We start from the raw sequence: 16,404 nt of genomic DNA on the forward strand, positions 1-16,404 counted from the left end.
CACCTGCCACATCCGTCACACCCGTTCCACCGTTCCGCCGGACACCGCGTACCGGGTGCCCGTGAGCACGCCCGGCACGTCGTCGTCCACCGCCGCCGTGACGAGCACCTGCTCGCCCGGCGCCACCAGCTCCGCGAGCCGCTCGCGACGCCGCGCGTCCAGTTCGGCGAAGACGTCGTCGAGGACGAGGACCGGCTCGTTGCCCTCGGCCCGCAGCAGGTCGTACGAGGCGAGCCGCAGCGCCAGCGCGTACGACCAGGACTCGCCGTGGCTGGCGTACCCCTTCGCGGGGAGGTCGCCGAGCTTGAGGAGGAGCTCGTCCCGGTGGGGTCCGACGAGCGTGACGCCCCGCTCGATCTCCTGCTTGCGGACCTCGGCGAGGGCGGCGAGCAGCTGCTCGTACAGCTCCTCGCGGGTGTGCCCGGTGCCGGGCGCGGAAGGCCGGTACTCAAGGAGGATCGGTCCGCCGCCGGGCGCGAGCTGCTCGTACGCCTTGTCGGCGAGCGGCCGCAGGACGCCGATGAGGTCGAGCCGCTGGGCGAGCAGCTCGGCGCCCGCCCTGGCCAGGTGCTGGTCCCAGACGTCCAGGGTGGACAGGTCCATGCCGCGGCCGCCGTGCCGCCGTGCCATCGCCGCCGACTTCAGGAGCGTGTTGCGCTGCTTGAGCACGCGCTCGTAGTCGGAGCGCACGCCCGCCATGCGCGGCGTGCGCGCCGTGATCAGCTCGTCGAGGAAGCGCCGGCGCTCGCCGGGGTCGCCCTTGATCAGCGCCAGGTCCTCGGGGGCGAACAGCACGGTCCGCACGATGCCGAGCACATCACGCGGTCTGACCTGCGAGGACCTGTTGATACGGGCACGGTTGGCCCGGCCCGGGTTGAGTTCGAGCTCGATCAGCTGGGAGCGCTCGCCCTGGGTGACCGCGGCCCGGATGACGGCCCGCTCGGCGCCCATCCGGACGAGCGGGGCGTCGGAGGCGACGCGGTGGCTGCCGAGGGTCGCGAGATAGCCGACGGCCTCGACCAGATTGGTCTTGCCCTGGCCGTTTGCGCCCACGAAAGCGGTGACGCCCGGGTCGAGCGGGACCTCGACCCGGGCGTAGGAGCGGAAGTCGGCCAGCGAGAGATGCGTGACGTGCATGGTGGGCGCCGACCTTCTTCCCCCGGCGGCTGTGCACCGCGGGGTGCACAGCCTGTGGATTACTTCTTCGTCTCGACCGCGTGGCCACCGAACTGGTTGCGCAGCGCGGCGATCATCTTCATCTGCGGGGAGTCGTCCTGACGGGAGGCGAACCGCGCGAACAGCGACGCGGTGATCGCCGGCAGCGGGACGGCGTTGTCGATGGCGGCCTCGACCGTCCACCGGCCCTCGCCGGAGTCCGACGCGTAGCCCCGCAGCTTGTCCAGGTGCTCGTCCTCGTCCAGCGCGTTCACCGCGAGGTCGAGCAGCCAGGAGCGGATGACCGTGCCCTCCTGCCAGGAGCGGAAGACCTCGCGCACGTCGGTGACGGAGTCGACCTTCTCCAGGAGCTCCCAGCCCTCGGCGTAGGCCTGCATCATCGCGTACTCGATGCCGTTGTGGACCATCTTCGCGAAGTGGCCGGCGCCGACCTTGCCCGCGTGGACCGAGCCGAACTCGCCCTCGGGCTTGAGCGCGTCGAAGATCGGCTGGACCTTCGCCACGTCCTCGGCGGAGCCGCCGTACATCAGCGCGTAGCCGTTCTCCAGGCCCCACACGCCGCCGGAGACGCCGCAGTCGACGAAGCCGATGCCCTTGGCGGCGAGCTCCTCGGCGTGCTTCTCGTCGTCCGTCCAGCGCGAGTTCCCGCCGTCCACGACGATGTCGCCGGGGGAGAGCAGGTCGGCCAGCTCGTCGATGGTGGACTGGGTCGCGGCACCGGCCGGGACCATGACCCACACGACGCGCGGACCCTTGAGCTTGCTCACAAGCTCTTCGAGGCTGTGGACATCGGCGAGGTCCGGATTGCGGTCGTATCCGATGACGGTGTGGCCTGCGCGGCGGATGCGCTCGCGCATGTTGCCGCCCATCTTGCCGAGACCGACGAGACCGAGCTCCATCAGAGATTCCTTAAGCGTCGTGTGCGGTTTACCCGGGTCCGAGCCTACGCCCGGACCCGGGTGCACACCTGTGGGGTCAGCCGCTCAGGCGATGCCCCTGTTTCCGGCTGATCAGCCGGAGAGCCGCACCGGCATACTGCGTCTTCCCGGGCCGGTGACATCAGCGGCTGGCGCCGCGGGCCCCCGGACCCCCGGCACGAACAGCCAGGCATCAGCCCGAGAGCCGCACCGGCATGATCAGGTACTTGTAGGCCTCGTCCGCCTCGGCGTCGAGCGCGGGCTTGCCGCTCAGCAGCGCCGGCTTGGTCGACGTCGTGAAGGAGAGCTGGGCGACCGGGGAGTCGATCGCGCTCAGGCCGTCCAGCAGGAAGGTCGGGTTGAAGGCGATCGAGATGTCGTCGCCGTCCAGCTGCGCGTCCACGCGCTCCACAGCCTGTGCATCGTCGCTGGAGCCGGCCTCCAGGATGAGGACGCCCTGCTCGAAGCTCAGCCGGACCGGGGTGTTGCGCTCGGCCACCAGGGCCACACGCTTCACGGCCTCCACGAAGGGGGCGGTCTCGATCACCGCGACCGAGTTGAACTCGGTGGGGAAGAGCGTCCGGTACTTCGGGAGGTCGCCCTCCAGGAGGCGGGTGGTGGTGCGGCGGCCCGCCCCCTCGAAGCCGATGAGGCCCTCGCCCTTGCCGGAGCCCGAGAGCGCCAGGGTCACCGTGTCGCCGCTGGTGAGCGCCTTGGCGGTGTCCAGGAGGGTCTTCGCGGGCACCAGGGCGACCGCGGAGGCGTCCGGGGACTCCGGCTTCCACAGGAACTCGCGGACCGCGAAGCGGTAGCGGTCGGTGGAGGCCAGGGTGACCGTGTCGCCCTCGATCTCGATGCGCACGCCGGTGAGGACGGGCAGCGTGTCGTCACGGCCGGCGGCGATGGCCACCTGCGCGGCGGCGGAGGCGAAGACCTCACCGGGGACCGTGCCGGTCGCGGTGGGCATCTCCGGCAGCGCCGGGTACTCCTCCACAGGCAGGGTGTGGAGAGTGAAGCGGGAGGAGCCGCAGACCACGGTCGCCCGTACACCGTCTGTGGAGATCTCCACGGGACGGTTGGGGAGGGCGCGGCAGATGTCGGCGAGCAGCCGGCCGGAGACGAGGACGGTGCCGTCCTCCTCGACCTCGGCCTCGACCGAGACCCGCGCGGAGACCTCGTAGTCGAAGCTCGAGAAGCTCAGGGCTCCGTCCTCGGCCTTCAGGAGAAGGCCCGCGAGCACGGGCGCCGGCGGACGGGCCGGGAGGCTGCGGGCCACCCAGGCCACCGCCTCCGCGAGTACATCGCGCTCCACCCGGATCTTCACCGGAACCGCCTCCTGCTGTTGCTGGCTCTTCGTCGACTGCGGGAACCAGTCTGACGTACGCCACCGACACTCGGTGCGGCTCGGGGTCAAGTCGAGACGAGAGTGCGACGGAGCTCCGGCGCCGAGTTGTGCACAGGTCCCACTTCGAAGCGAATTCCGGGCTAACTCTATGTGGGAGTAGTAGTAGGGCCTGTGGAAACCGTGGATAACGTCGTTTGCGCAGGTCAGATCCGGTTTTTTGTCCACCGCGCCTGTGGGTGGAACCCGTGGACAACCGGGGGTATCTGTGGACACCCGAAAGTTCTGCACAGCCGGTACACAGGCCATGGGGAGTTCTCCCCAGCGCTGTCCCCAGCTTTCCCCAGGTTCCCCACAGCCCAAACGTCTCCCTTGGTGTGACCGCTTTCACTCGTCCCAGTGAGCAGACGTGTTTCGTTGCCGAACAGTGGACAGCCGTGTGGAGAAGCTGTGGGCAACCGACTCCTCCCTGTGGGCAGCCGGTGGACAACCTTCGGGACACCCTGTGGACGAAAGATTCATCCACAGCCTGTGGAAATCGTTTGCCAACAATTCCACAAGGGTCTGACCTGGGGTGATGAACTGTCACCAGGCAGCCCTGTGGACACAATCCGGATAACTTGGCAGTCCCCACCCTGTGGACGGGAGATCATCCCGCAATCTGTGGAGAACCTGCCACCGGAACGGGGGAATCGAACAGCCCGGGGTCACAGGCAGGAGTCGGCCGGGGTCGGCCGGGGTCGGTTGGGGGCCGGCCAGGGCCGGTTGGGGCCTCCGGGAACGCCGAAGGGCGCCCCGGGAGGTGTCCCTGAGCGCCCTTCGAGAGGCCCTGAAGCCGGCCTGGCGGCCCGCGTCAGCCGTTCTTGATGCGGTTGGTGAGTTCGGTGACCTGGTTGTAGATGGAGCGCCGCTCCGCCATCAGGGCACGGATCTTCCGGTCCGCGTGCATCACCGTCGTGTGGTCGCGGCCGCCGAACTGCGCGCCGATCTTCGGCAGCGACAGGTCCGTGAGCTCGCGGCACAGGTACATGGCGATCTGTCGGGCCGTCACCAGGACGCGGCTGCGCGAGGATCCACAGAGGTCCTCCACCGTCAGACCGAAGTAGTCGGCAGTGGCCGCCATGATGGCGGGAGCGGTGATCTCCGGCGAGCTGTCCTCGCCCCCGGGGATCAGGTCCTTGAGGACGATCTCGGTCAGCCCGAGGTCCACCGGCTGCCGGTTGAGGCTCGCGAAGGCCGTCACCCGGATCAGCGCGCCCTCCAGCTCGCGGATGTTCCGCGAGATCCGGGACGCGATGAACTCCAGTACCTCCGGCGGGGCGTTGAGCTGCTCCTGCACCGCCTTCTTGCGGAGGATCGCGATGCGCGTCTCCAGCTCGGGCGGCTGCACGTCGGTGGTGAGGCCCCACTCGAAGCGGTTGCGGAGCCGGTCCTCCAGGGTCACCAGCTGCTTGGGCGGCCGGTCCGAGGAGAGCACGATCTGCTTGTTCGCGTTGTGCAGGGTGTTGAAGGTGTGGAAGAACTCCTCCTGCGTCGACTCCTTGCTCGCCAGGAACTGGATGTCGTCGACGAGCAGGATGTCCACGTCGCGGTAGCGCTTGCGGAAGGCGTCGCCCTTGCCGTCGCGGATCGAGTTGATGAACTCGTTGGTGAACTCCTCGGAGCTCACGTACCGCACGCGCGTGCCCGGGTAGAGGCTCCGCGCGTAGTGTCCGATCGCGTGCAGCAGGTGGGTCTTGCCGAGGCCCGACTCGCCGTAGATGAAGAGCGGGTTGTACGCCTTCGCCGGCGCCTCGGCGACCGCGACGGCGGCCGCGTGCGCGAAGCGGTTCGAGGAACCGATGACGAAGGTGTCGAAGAGGTATTTGGGGTTCAGGCGCGCGTGCTGCTCGTTCGGGCCGCCGGCGCCCTGCCCGGAGGACGAGGAGCCGTGACCGCCGCCCGGCACGCCGCCGGGCCCGGGGACCGGACCGCCGGGGCGGGGACCGGGACGGGGGACGTGGTTCTGCGGCTCGGGCAGCTCGGCGCGCTCGGGCCGCTGCTGCTCGTAGCCGCGGGCCGGCTCGTCGTAGCGGGTCGCCCGGGACTGCTCGGGTCCCGTCGGGCTGCTGGGGCCGGTGTAGGGGGCGCGCTCCTGGTAGCCGCCGAGCCGCTGCTGCTGCCAGGAGAGGTCCTCCTGGGTGCGCGGCCAGGAGCCGGGGTCGGGCCGCTGCGGCTGCTGGTAGTCCGGGTAGGCCGGTCGGGCGGTGGGCAGGCCGTCGTCGGGCATCGGCCGGTGGCCGTAGCCCTCGTACTTCTCGTACGGCTCGGGCTGCGGGCGCTCGTCGTAGCGCGGCTGCTGCGGCTGCTGCACCGGGGGCGCCGGGGGCGTCGGCTCTCCGACGGAGTCGTCGACGGTGATCGCGATCCGGATCGGCCGGCCGCACTCACGGCTGAGGGTCTCGCTGATCAACGGGGCGAGCCGGCCCTCCAGGACCCGCTTGCCCCATTCGTTGGGCACGGCGAGCAGCGCCGTGTCCGCGACCAGGGCGAGCGGCTGGCAGCGCTCGATCCACTGTTTGTCCTTGGGTTCGATCCCCTGCTGGCCCTCGGCGAGCAGTTGCTCGAGGACACGCGGCCACACTGCGGCAAGATCAGCAGGTACGTCAGCCACAGGGCACGCTTTCTCGCAGGTCCCACGATGGTGTGGTTCTCGGGGACAGTGGGTCGAAGTCCGTGAGGACGGGTCCGCCCGGGACAGGTGAGGACAGAACGGAAAAAGATTACGGAGACCGTCCACGGTAGTCGGGCCGGATGACGTGGTTCAAGTTGTTGTCCACAGCCTGTGCACAATGGGGGGTGGCGACAGGTCGGTTTGACCGGATGGCGTAGCCGCGCGTACCGTAACCAGGTCGAGTTGTCGATGGCTGCTGCCGCCTGCCTCCGATGGGCAAAGATCACGGTCAGTGATCGTGTAGCGGTGCACTCGGGCGTATTGCGAGCTACTCGTGGGCGCACGGTGACAGCCAGGCGATGTCCCGCCATCTACGAATCATTTCTGGAGCCCCCGAGTGAGCAAGCGCACCTTCCAGCCGAACAACCGTCGTCGCGCGAAGACCCACGGCTTCCGCCTGCGCATGCGCACCCGTGCCGGCCGCGCCATCCTGGCGAACCGCCGTGCCAAGGGTCGCGCGAGCCTGTCCGCCTGATCCACTTAAACAGGTCATGACGTGCTGCCTACCGAGAATCGGCTGAGGCGGCGCGAGGACTTCGCAACCGCGGTACGCCGAGGTCGCCGGGCCGGTCGCCCGCTCCTCGTCGTCCACCTACGCAGCGGTGCAACGGACCCGCACGCGCCTGGGGAGAGCGCTCCCCCGACGCGTGCGGGTTTCGTCGTGAGCAAGGCCGTGGGCGGTGCGGTCGTACGCAACCAGGTGAAGCGACGCCTGCGCCATCTCGTCCGCGACCGCATCGACGAGCTGCCCCCCGGTAGCCTGGTGGTCGTACGGGCGTTGCCCGGAGCCGGTGACGCCGACCACGCACAGCTGGCCCGAGACCTGGACGCCGCTCTCCAGCGGCTGCTGGGAGGGGGCACGCGATGAAGTACCCGCTGCTGGCTCTCATCAAGCTGTACCAGTGGACGATCAGCCCTCTCCTGGGCCCCGTCTGCCGGTACTACCCGTCGTGTTCCCACTACGGATTCACGGCCATCGACCGGCATGGCGCGATCAAGGGCACGGCCCTGACCGCCTGGCGCATCCTGCGGTGCAACCCGTGGTCGCCCGGCGGCGTGGATCACGTCCCCCCGCGCAAGCGCCCCCGCTGGCACGAGATGCTGCGGAACGCGCTGCGCGGCGACAAGGGCGGATCCCCCACCGAGACGAGCCCGGCCGCCGAGACCTCGCCCAATGCTCAAGGAGCCTGATTAGTGGACACGATTGCCAGTCTGTTCAGCTTCATCACCTGGCCCGTTTCCTGGGTCATCGTCCAGTTCCACAAGATGTACGGGGCGATCTTCGGCCCTGACACGGGCTGGGCCTGGGGTCTGTCCATCGTGTCCCTGGTGGTGCTGATCCGCATCTGCCTGATCCCGCTCTTCGTGAAGCAGATCAAGTCGACGCGGAACATGCAGGCGCTCCAGCCGAAGATGAAGGCGATCCAGGAGCGCTACAAGAGCGACAAGCAGCGTCAGTCCGAAGAGATGATGAAGCTGTACAAGGAGACGGGCACCAACCCGCTCTCCTCGTGCCTTCCCATCCTGGCGCAGTCGCCGTTCTTCTTCGCGCTGTACCACGTGCTGTCGGCCATCGCCAACGGCCAGACCATCGGCGTCATCAACCAGTCGCTGCTCGAGAGCGCCCGCCAGGCCCACATCTTCGGTGCCCCGCTGGCCGCCAAGTTCACGAACAGCGCCGCCGAGGTCCAGGCCCTCGGTGCCTCGATCACCGACGTGCGCATCGTCACCGCGGTCATGATCATCATGATGTCGGCCTCGCAGTTCTTCACCCAGCGCCAGCTGATGATGAAGAACGTCGACCTCTCGGTGAAGACCCCGTACATGCAGCAGCAGAAGATGCTCATGTACATCTTCCCGCTGATCTTCGCCGGCATGGGCATCAACTTCCCCGTCGGTGTCCTCGTCTACTGGCTGACCACCAACGTGTGGACCATGGGCCAGCAGATGTACGTGATCAACCAGAACCCGACGCCGGGCAGCAAGGCCCAGGACGCCTACCTCCAGCGCCTGCTGAAGAGCGTCACGCACAGCGGTGAGGTCAAGGGCCGCCGCCGGAAGAACATCGTCAAGGTCATCGTCGCCAAGGGCAGTGACCGCAACGAGAACGAGCGCCGCTTCTTCGCGGGCCTCTCCAAGGCCGGCTTCGCCGCCCAGGCGGACGGCACCGTGATCAAGAGCGACACGATCGTGGCCGAGGCCGAGGGCGGTGCCGCCGCCAAGCGCCAGCAGCCCAAGCGCCAGACCAAGGCCCAGCGCCAGGCCGGCACGGCCCAGCAGGCGAAGGACACCGAGGCCGAGGAGTCGGCGGAGACCACCGAGAAGAGCGCCTCGGACACCGAGTCGAAGACCTCGCTGGAGAAGAAGCCGGAGACCCCCGCCAAGGGCGGCACGCAGGGTCAGTCCTCCGGCCGCAGCCGCGCCAGCTCGGGCGGCAACCGCCAGCGCAAGGGCCAGCAGCGGCCCAAGCACCCGTCCTCCAAGAAGTAAGCCCTCCCAGAAGCAAGAAGGAGTCCATCCGTGACGGAAGGCACCACCTCCGCCGCCGCCGAGGGTGGCGACACCCTGACCCGCCTGGAGCAGGAGGGTGAGATCGCGGCCGACTACCTCGAGGGCCTGCTCGACATCGCCGACCTCGACGGCGACATCGACATGGACGTCGAGGCGGACCGGGCCGCGGTCTCGATCATCAGCGACTCCAGCAGCCGCGACCTGCAGAAGCTCGTGGGCCGCGACGGTGAGGTCCTGGAGGCGCTCCAGGAGCTGACGCGCCTTGCCGTGCACCGGGAGACCGGTGACCGCAGCCGTCTGATGCTCGACATCGCCGGCTTCCGGGCCAAGAAGCGCGCCGAGCTCGCCGAGCTGGGCGCCAAGGCCGCGGCCGAGGTGAAGTCCACCGGCCAGCCGGTCAAGCTGGACCCGATGACGCCGTTCGAGCGCAAGGTCGTGCACGACGCGATCGCCGCCGCCGGTCTGCGCAGCGAGTCCGAGGGCGAGGAGCCGCAGCGCTTCGTCGTCGTGCTCCCGGCCTGAACCCTCACGTAGTGTCGGCCCCGTCTGTTCGCAGGCGGGGCCGATCTTTGTCAGCCTTGATAGTCAGCCACCACAGTGCGCTCGCACGCGAGTCGTGCGGTACGGAAGGACGGTTCCCGTGACGGAGGCAGCGGAGCTCCCCGAGGCGCCGGAGCAGGCGCGGACAGTCTTCGGTGAGTACTTCCCGGAGGCCGTGCGGTACGCCGAGCTGCTCGCGGACGCGGGTGTGAAGCGCGGTCTGATCGGCCCGCGCGAGGTCCCGCGTCTCTGGGAGCGCCACCTGCTGAACTGTGCCGTCCTCTCGGAGGTCGTCCCCGAGGGCGTCACCGTCTGCGACGTGGGCTCGGGCGCCGGTCTGCCCGGCATCCCGCTGGCTCTGGTCCGGCCCGATCTGAAGATCACGCTCCTGGAGCCGCTCCTGCGCCGGACGAACTTCCTCCAGGAGGTCGTCGAGCTCCTCGGCCTCGACCACGTGACGGTGGTCCGGGGGCGCGCGGAGGAGATGCTCGGCAAGATCACGCCCGTGCACGTGGTGACCGCCCGCGCGGTGGCCCCGCTCGACCGACTGGCCGGCTGGGGCGTCCCCCTGCTGCGTCCGTACGGAGAGATGCTGGCGCTCAAGGGCGACACCGCCGAGGAGGAGATCAACGGTGCTCGCGCCGCGCTCTCCCGGCTCGGTGTGGTGGAGGCCTCGGTGCTTCAGGTGGGCGAGGGGATCGTCGATCCGATGACCACGGTCGTCCGGGTGGAGGTCGGCGAGAGCCCCGGCGGCGTGCGGTTCGCGGCCAAGCGGGCCAAGGCCGCGCGTACGAGCAAGACCCGTCGACGCCGCTGAGCGTCCCATACGTACCATTTCGGAGTGTCGAACGGTCCCGGCCGGGCGGCGGCGGCATGGTGTTTCACGTGAAACGTCGCTCACTGCTGCAAGGGATCATCAGCCGCGGTCGCGCGGCTGCCACGCCCCGGGACCGTAGACCCCGCGTGAAGCCACTCGCGAGGGTTACGGAGTTGTCCACAGAGGTGGATTCACCCACAGAACCACCGACCTCGCTGGTTCACGACCCCGAAAGCATGGCAGGCTCTCCTCATCGCGAGCCTGAAGCCGAGGAGAGTGAATCCTTGCGGTCCGACGCCAACATCGCGGGACCGATGACCGATCCGGTCCCCGGTCCCCGAACCGAATCGGTGGGGGAGGATGTTTCACGTGAAACACCGCCCCCGATGGACGACACCCCCATCGGTCGTGCTGCCCAGCTGGCAGTAGAGGCGCTGGGTCGTGCCGGTGAGGGACTTCCCCGCCCGGCCCAGACACGCGTCATGGTGGTCGCCAATCAGAAGGGCGGCGTGGGCAAGACGACCACGACGGTCAACCTTGCCGCCTCCCTGGCACTGCACGGCGCCCGGGTCCTGGTCATCGACCTGGACCCGCAGGGCAACGCCTCGACGGCGCTCGGCATCGACCACCACGCCGAGGTCCCCTCGATCTACGACGTCCTGGTGGACAGCAAGCCGCTCTCCGATGTGGTGCAGCCGGTCATGGACGTCGAGGGCCTCTTCTGCGCCCCCGCGACCATCGACCTGGCCGGCGCGGAGATCGAGCTGGTGTCGCTTGTGGCGCGCGAGAGCCGTCTGCAGCGGGCGATCCAGGCCTATGAGCAGCCGCTGGACTACATCCTCATCGACTGCCCGCCCTCGCTCGGCCTCCTCACGGTCAACGCCATGGTGGCGGGCGCGGAGGTGCTGATCCCGATCCAGTGCGAGTACTACGCGCTGGAGGGGCTCGGACAGCTCCTGCGGAACGTCGACCTGGTGCGGGGGCACCTCAACCCGGCGCTCCACGTCTCGACGATCCTGCTCACCATGTACGACGGCAGGACGAGGCTCGCCTCCCAGGTCGCCGACGAGGTGCGCAGCCACTTCGCCGAGGAGGTGCTGCGGACCAGCATTCCGAGGTCCGTCCGCATCTCGGAGGCGCCGAGCTACGGGCAGACGGTCCTCACGTACGACCCGGGCTCCAGCGGCGCCCTGTCGTACCTCGAAGCGGCCCGTGAGATCGCACTGCGGGGGGTCGCCGTGCACTACGACCCGCAGCACGCCCATGTAGGGCACCAGAACAACCAGCGCAGCATGTCGGAGGGGATCCAGTGAGCGAGCGACGTAGGGGATTGGGGCGTGGGCTCGGTGCCCTGATTCCTGCTGCTCCCCAGGAACGGCAGGTGGAGCGAGGGGTGGCCGCCGCGAAGCTGGCGACGCTGCCGCAGAGCCCGCAGGCCCCGGAGTCGTCGCCGACGTGGAACGAGCCCGAGCCGGTGGCCCTGCCGGAGCCTCCGGCCGGTGCCTACTTCACCGAGCTTCCGATCGATGCCATCGTTCCCAACCGGCATCAGCCCCGTGAGGTCTTCGACGAGGACGCGCTGGCGGAGCTCGTCACCTCCATCAAGGAGGTCGGCCTGCTCCAGCCCGTGGTCGTGCGCAAGATCGAGGCCGACCGCTACGAGCTCGTCATGGGTGAGCGTCGTCTGCGGGCCTCGACGACGGCGGGCCTTGAGCGGATCCCGGCGATCGTCCGGGACACCGACGACGAGAAGATGCTCCTGGACGCCCTCTTGGAGAACCTTCACCGGGCCCAGCTGAACGCGATCGAAGAGGCCCACGCCTACGAGCAGCTGCTCAAGGACTTCGGCTGCACCCATGACCAGCTCGCGGAGCGGATCGGGCGCTCCCGCCCGCAGATCTCCAACACGCTGCGTCTGCTGCGCCTCTCGCTGCCGGTGCAGCGCCGGGTCGCCGCCGGAGTGCTCTCCGCCGGCCATGCGCGGGCCCTGCTCGGCGTGGAGGACCCGGACGCCCAGGACAAGCTGGCGTACCGGATCGTCTCCGAAGGCCTCTCGGTGCGCAGCGTCGAGGAGATCGTCAGTCTCATGGGCTCCGAGGAGCCCGCGTCGGCGGTCAAGCCGAAGGGCCCGCGTGCCGGCGGCCGTGTCTCGCCCGCGCTGACGGATCTCGCCACCCGGCTCTCGGACCGCTTCGAGACCCGGGTGAAGGTCGACCTGGGACAGAAGAAGGGCAAGATCGTCGTCGAGTTCGCCTCGATGGACGATCTGGACCGGATCCTCTCGACCCTGGCTCCCGGCGAGGGACGGGTCATGGACCACAAGAACGCCGAGCAGAGCTGATCCCTCCCGCTCGCTGAGGCCGCCCAGGGCGGGCCGTGCTCCGGTCTTCACCGGAACGCGGCCCGCCCTTTGCCTATGAGCGGTATCGCCCCGATCGCCCGATCGATACGATTCCGAGAAGCGTATGCGTGCTCGATGGCGAGGGAAACGAGGAGCAGCCGTGGGGCGTCGGCTCGTACCGCTCACGCTGGACAACCTTCCGGATCTCCCCAAGCGGTGTCGCTCCTGTGTCTTCTGGGAGCTCGACCCGGTCAGCGGTGAGGCGGCGGTGAAGGCGGGGCGCCCGGAGCTGGAGAAGGAGGCCTGGATCTCGGCCGTTCTCCTGGAATGGGGTTCTTGCGGCCGGGTGGTCTATGTCGACGAGGTGCCGGTCGGCTATGTCCTCTACGCTCCCCCGGCCTATGTGCCGCGTTCGACGGCCTTCCCGACGAGCCCCGTGGCGGCGGACGCCGTCCAGCTGATGACGGCGTGGATCATGCCGGGCTATCAGGGGCAGGGCCTGGGACGGGTGATGGTGCAGACCGTGGCCAAGGACGTGATGAGGCGGGGCTTCAAGGCGATCGAGGCGTTCGGGGACGCCCGCTGGAAGGAGCCGGCCTGTGTGCTGCCGGCCGACCATCTCCTCGCGGTGGGCTTCAAGACCGTCCGTCCGCACCACGCCTTCCCCCGGCTGAGGCTGGAGCTCAGGACGACGCTCTCCTGGAAGGAGGACGTCGAGATGGCCCTGGACCGTCTGCTCGGCGCCGTGCAGAAGGAGCCGGCGCTGCGGCCTCTCTAGGCTCGGGACACGCAAACGGCCCACCCCGGAAGGGGTGGGCCGTTGGTGTTTCACGTGAAACATTCACATGAGCGTTTCACGTGAAACAGAGGAGCATCAGGCCTTGGTGGGCTCGACGAAGCCCTCCAGGTCGCGCAGGATGGCGGCCTTCGGCTTGGCGCCGACGATGGTCTTCACGACCTCGCCGCCCTGGTAGACGTTGAGCGTCGGGATGGACATGACGCCGTACTTGGCAGCCGTGGCCGGGTTCTCGTCGATGTTGAGCTTCACGACCTCGATCTCGCCGTGCTCGGCGGCGATGGCCTCCAGCGACGGGGCGATCTGACGGCACGGGCCGCACCAGGCAGCCCAGAAGTCCACGAGGACGGGCTTGTCGCTCTTGAGGACGGCCTCGTCGAAGTCGGCGTCGGTCACGTTCCTGAGGGTGCCGGCCACGGCGCTCTCCTTTGCTTCTCGGGGTAGGGGGAGGGGAAGGCGGGTCAGACCGCGGGGGTCTCGGCCAGCTTCTCGCTGTCGGCGAGGGCGGCCAGGAAGCGCTCGGCGTCGAGCGCGGCGGAGCAGCCGGTGCCGGCGGCCGTGATGGCCTGACGGTAGGTGTGGTCCACGACGTCACCGGCGCCGAAGACGCCCGTGAGGTTCGTGCGCGTCGACGGGGCGGCGACCTTGAGGTAGCCCTCCTCGTCCAGCTCCAGCTGGCCCTTGAAGAGCTCGGTCCGCGGGTCGTGGCCGACGGCGATGAAGAGGCCGGTGACGGGGAGCTCGCGGGTCGCACCGGTCTTCGTGTCGCGCAGGGTCAGACCGCTGAGCTTCTGCTCGCCGTGGATCTCGGTGACCTCGCTGTCCCAGGCGAAGGAGATCTTCGGGTCGGCGAAGGCGCGCTCCTGCATGGCCTTGGAGGCGCGCAGGGTGTCGCGGCGGTGGACGATCGTGACGGACTTGGCGAAGCGTGAGAGGAAGGTGGCCTCCTCGATCGCGGTGTCGCCGCCGCCGACGACGGCGATGTCCTGGTCCTTGAAGAAGAACCCGTCGCAGGTGGCGCACCAGGAGACACCGCGGCCGGAGAGCGCGTCCTCGTTGGGGAGGCCGAGCTTGCGGTGCTGGGAACCGGTGGTGACGATCACGGCCTTCGCGCGGTGCACGGTGCCGGCGGTGTCGGTGACGGTCTTGATGTCACCGGTCAGGTCCACGGCGATGACGTCGTCCGGGATCAGCTCGGCGCCGAAGCGCTCGGCCTGGGCCCGCATGTTGTCCATCAGGTCCGGGCCCATGATCCCGTCACGGAAACCGGGGAAGTTCTCGACCTCGGTGGTGTTCATCAGGGCGCCACCGGCGGTGACGGCGCCTTCGAAGACCAGAGGCTTCAGCGACGCTCGGGCCGTGTAGAGCGCAGCGGTGTAACCCGCGGGCCCGGAGCCGATGATGATCACGTTACGGACGTCGCTCACGGGTTTCTTCCTCGTCTCTGCAGACTGCCACTGCCTACGGGGGCGGTTGTCTCGGTCGCTCTCACCCCACCCAACGGATCCTAAGGGGCGTGCATTCCCGAGACCGCCGCGCGGCACCGTGGCCGGTCGTGGAGAGAGGTCAGGAGCGAGGGTACGTCTGGCTGAGCAGGACGTCGGCGGCCGGGCTGCCGCTCTCCGTGGGCTTGTCGGCGCAGGAGGCGTCGAGCACATAGGCCTGGACCCGTGTGCTGTCCGCCGGATCGGCCAGGACGAGCAGATAGGCGGGTGTCCCCCGGTATTCGCCCCGTTCGTAGCCGAGCACCCCGTCGGTGCGGCCGGTGCCGGCCAGCACACAGCGGGGAACGTCCCCGGCCCCGCTGCGCTGGGAGGTGTCGGCCCCGGTCGGGGCGGACATGGATTCGGGCCCGACTCCCTGGGGGGTCTTGGGCGCGCTCTTCTCGGTCAGGAGGGCGTGGACGCGGTCCTCGACGGGTGCGCCGGAGAAGGGGCTGAGGGGAGCGCTCGCGAGCGTGTCGGCCTTCTGGGCGTCGGCCGAACTGCTGGCGGTCGGGTTGCCCGCCTGGCTGAGGTACAGGCTCGTGCCGAGCGCCACTGCTGCGAAGGCGGCGCCGATCGTGGAGAGCAGTGCGATCCGGCGACGGCGGGGCCTGCCGGGGCGGCCGGGGCCGGTGCCCGCCCGAGGGCGTCCGGCGGGGCGGTCCGCGGCCGGGGCGGGAGGCGCAGTCTCGTGCGAGGAGCGCGATGTTTCACGTGAAACAGGGGTGTCGCTCTCCGGAGACTCCGGAGAGGTGGCGTTGAGGAGTGCCTCGGCGGCCAGGGCGGCGTCGATCCGGCCGGCGATCTCGGCGGGCATGCGGGGAGGGCCCGGCAAGGTGCCGAGGAGGCCCCGGATCTCCTCCAGGGAGGACCGTACGTCCGCACAGAGGGGACAGCCGTCCAGGTGCCGTCGTACGGCTGCCGAACGGGTCGGCGAGAGCAGCCCCTCGGTCAGATCGGAGATCTCCGAGACGTCCGGGTGCTGTGTGGTGTCGGCCCTGCCGGCCGTGGAAGTCACGTGCGCCCACCTCCGCCCTTCACAGCAGCTGGATCTGTCGGTCCGGTATCCGTCGGCCCCGGCACCGGTGGGACGGATGTCCCCGGCGTCCGGTTCCTTCCCCCTTCGGCGGCCTCGTTACCCACGGTGTCGGCGCGCAGATGAGTGACCATCGGAAGGAGGCGTGCCCGCCCGCGCGCGCAGCGGCTCTTCACGGTCCCGGTGGGGACGCCGAGGATACGGGCCGCCTCCGCGACCGGGTATCCCTGCATGTCGACGAGGACGAGGGCGGCGCGCTGGTCCTCGGGGATCGTGGCGAGCGCGGCGAGCAGCTGCCGGTGGAGGTCCTGGCGCTCCACGGGCGCCTCGGCCGACTCGTGAGGGCCCAGGAGCTGCTCGAAGCGGTCGGTGTCGTCGACGGGCGAGGTCCTGCGGGATGCGGTCTTGCGCGCGCGGTCGAGGCAGGCGTTCACCGTGATGCGGTGGAGCCAGGTCGTGACGGCCGACTGGCCGCGGAAGGTGTGTGCTGCCCGGAAGGCGGAGATCAGGGCGTCCTGAACGGCGTCAGCGGCCTCCTCGCGGTCCCCCAGGGTCCGCAGGGCCACCGCCCACAGCCGGTCACGGTGGCGCCGCACGAGCTCACCGAAGGCGTCCGGGTCCCCGGCGACGTGACGCGCCAGGAGTTCCCGGTCGGCAAGAGACGCGTGAGGCTCGTCAGATAGCAATGGCGATCCTCCCTTCTCAATAGGGCCACCCCCGCCTATTTAAGC

At 69.4% G+C, this 16,404-nt stretch carries 17 protein-coding genes; 9 read left to right on the top strand and 8 right to left on the bottom strand.

Annotation, left to right across the window (positions count from 1 at the left end):
- Nucleotides 1-15: 15 nt before the first annotated feature.
- From recF to dnaA, 4 genes are all read right to left on the bottom strand, one after another.
- Nucleotides 16-1,137 (bottom strand): DNA replication/repair protein RecF, encoded by a 1,122-nt coding sequence (gene recF, locus SVTN_RS18945; RefSeq protein WP_041130167.1) that lies wholly within the window; start codon nucleotides 1,135-1,137, stop codon nucleotides 16-18.
- Between the two features lie 59 nt (nucleotides 1,138-1,196).
- Nucleotides 1,197-2,075, bottom strand: coding sequence for a phosphogluconate dehydrogenase (NAD(+)-dependent, decarboxylating) (gene gnd / locus SVTN_RS18950; RefSeq protein WP_041130168.1), 879 nt, complete (start codon nucleotides 2,073-2,075; stop codon nucleotides 1,197-1,199).
- A 211-nt stretch (nucleotides 2,076-2,286) separates the two neighbouring features.
- On the bottom strand, nucleotides 2,287-3,417 hold the full coding sequence (gene dnaN, locus SVTN_RS18955; RefSeq protein ID WP_041130169.1) for a DNA polymerase III subunit beta: 1,131 nt from the start codon (nucleotides 3,415-3,417) through the stop codon (nucleotides 2,287-2,289).
- 871 nt (nucleotides 3,418-4,288) lie between these two features.
- Nucleotides 4,289-6,088 (bottom strand): chromosomal replication initiator protein DnaA, encoded by a 1,800-nt coding sequence (gene dnaA / locus SVTN_RS18960; RefSeq protein ID WP_078908407.1) that lies wholly within the window; start codon nucleotides 6,086-6,088, stop codon nucleotides 4,289-4,291.
- Between the two features lie 397 nt (nucleotides 6,089-6,485).
- On the opposite strand from dnaA, the gene rpmH reads away from it, so the two are divergent.
- The 9 genes from rpmH to SVTN_RS19005 all read left to right on the top strand — a co-directional run bounded on the left by rpmH (nucleotide 6,486) and on the right by SVTN_RS19005 (nucleotide 13,135).
- Complete coding sequence (rpmH, locus tag SVTN_RS18965; protein ID WP_015659252.1) at nucleotides 6,486-6,623, top strand: 50S ribosomal protein L34; 138 nt, start codon at nucleotides 6,486-6,488, stop codon at nucleotides 6,621-6,623.
- Between the two features lie 21 nt (nucleotides 6,624-6,644).
- Complete coding sequence (gene rnpA, locus SVTN_RS42155; protein ID WP_078908408.1) at nucleotides 6,645-7,016, top strand: ribonuclease P protein component; 372 nt, start codon at nucleotides 6,645-6,647, stop codon at nucleotides 7,014-7,016.
- Nucleotides 7,013-7,339, top strand: a complete 327-nt coding sequence (gene yidD / locus SVTN_RS18975; protein ID WP_041130172.1) for a membrane protein insertion efficiency factor YidD — start codon at nucleotides 7,013-7,015, stop codon at nucleotides 7,337-7,339. Before rnpA ends, yidD begins: the two co-directional genes overlap by 4 nt.
- Nucleotides 7,340-7,342: 3 nt before the next feature.
- Nucleotides 7,343-8,638 carry a membrane protein insertase YidC gene (gene yidC / locus SVTN_RS18980; RefSeq protein ID WP_041130173.1) on the top strand — a complete coding sequence of 432 codons (1,296 nt, stop codon included), beginning with the start codon at nucleotides 7,343-7,345 and terminating at the stop codon, nucleotides 8,636-8,638.
- A 30-nt stretch (nucleotides 8,639-8,668) separates the two neighbouring features.
- Nucleotides 8,669-9,181, top strand: a complete 513-nt coding sequence (locus SVTN_RS18985; protein ID WP_030685783.1) for a Jag family protein — start codon at nucleotides 8,669-8,671, stop codon at nucleotides 9,179-9,181.
- Nucleotides 9,182-9,299: 118 nt separating this feature from the next.
- Nucleotides 9,300-10,016 carry a 16S rRNA (guanine(527)-N(7))-methyltransferase RsmG gene (gene rsmG, locus SVTN_RS18990; RefSeq protein ID WP_041130174.1) on the top strand — a complete coding sequence of 239 codons (717 nt, stop codon included), beginning with the start codon at nucleotides 9,300-9,302 and terminating at the stop codon, nucleotides 10,014-10,016.
- Between the two features lie 236 nt (nucleotides 10,017-10,252).
- Nucleotides 10,253-11,329, top strand: coding sequence for a ParA family protein (locus SVTN_RS18995; protein WP_078908409.1), 1,077 nt, complete (start codon nucleotides 10,253-10,255; stop codon nucleotides 11,327-11,329).
- On the top strand, nucleotides 11,326-12,357 hold the full coding sequence (locus tag SVTN_RS19000) for a ParB/RepB/Spo0J family partition protein (protein ID WP_078908410.1): 1,032 nt from the start codon (nucleotides 11,326-11,328) through the stop codon (nucleotides 12,355-12,357). The genes SVTN_RS18995 and SVTN_RS19000 overlap by 4 nt, the downstream gene beginning before the upstream one ends.
- A 160-nt stretch (nucleotides 12,358-12,517) precedes the next feature.
- Nucleotides 12,518-13,135, top strand: a complete 618-nt coding sequence (locus SVTN_RS19005; protein WP_041130177.1) for a GNAT family N-acetyltransferase — start codon at nucleotides 12,518-12,520, stop codon at nucleotides 13,133-13,135.
- A 96-nt stretch (nucleotides 13,136-13,231) separates the two neighbouring features.
- On the opposite strand, the gene trxA is transcribed toward SVTN_RS19005, so the two are convergent.
- From trxA to sigM, 4 genes are all read right to left on the bottom strand, one after another.
- Nucleotides 13,232-13,570 (bottom strand): thioredoxin, encoded by a 339-nt coding sequence (gene trxA / locus SVTN_RS19010; protein ID WP_041130178.1) that lies wholly within the window; start codon nucleotides 13,568-13,570, stop codon nucleotides 13,232-13,234.
- A gap of 44 nt (nucleotides 13,571-13,614) precedes the next feature.
- A complete protein-coding gene (gene trxB, locus SVTN_RS19015; RefSeq protein WP_041130179.1) occupies nucleotides 13,615-14,580 on the bottom strand; it encodes a thioredoxin-disulfide reductase in 966 nt (321 codons plus the stop codon).
- A gap of 139 nt (nucleotides 14,581-14,719) precedes the next feature.
- Nucleotides 14,720-15,655, bottom strand: coding sequence for a zf-HC2 domain-containing protein (locus SVTN_RS19020; protein WP_041130180.1), 936 nt, complete (start codon nucleotides 15,653-15,655; stop codon nucleotides 14,720-14,722).
- The gene (gene sigM, locus SVTN_RS19025; protein ID WP_041130181.1) at nucleotides 15,652-16,359 is read right to left on the bottom strand and encodes an RNA polymerase sigma factor SigM; all 708 of its coding nucleotides are present in this window, start codon (nucleotides 16,357-16,359) and stop codon (nucleotides 15,652-15,654) included. Before sigM ends, SVTN_RS19020 begins: the two co-directional genes overlap by 4 nt.
- Between the last annotated feature and the right edge of the window lie 45 nt (nucleotides 16,360-16,404).

Origin of the sequence: Streptomyces vietnamensis (assembly GCF_000830005.1) — a bacterium.
GTDB classification, from domain to species: Bacteria; Actinomycetota; Actinomycetes; order Streptomycetales; family Streptomycetaceae; genus Streptomyces; species Streptomyces vietnamensis.

Coding starts and splice junctions, on each gene's coding strand:
- recF (WP_041130167.1), bottom strand. CDS start 1,137: ATGCACGTCACGCATCTCTCGCTGGCCGACTTCCGCTCCTACGCCCGG.
- gnd (WP_041130168.1), bottom strand. CDS start 2,075: ATGGAGCTCGGTCTCGTCGGTCTCGGCAAGATGGGCGGCAACATGCGC.
- yidD (WP_041130172.1), top strand. CDS start 7,013: ATGAAGTACCCGCTGCTGGCTCTCATCAAGCTGTACCAGTGGACGATC.
- SVTN_RS18995 (WP_078908409.1), top strand. CDS start 10,253: ATGGCAGGCTCTCCTCATCGCGAGCCTGAAGCCGAGGAGAGTGAATCC.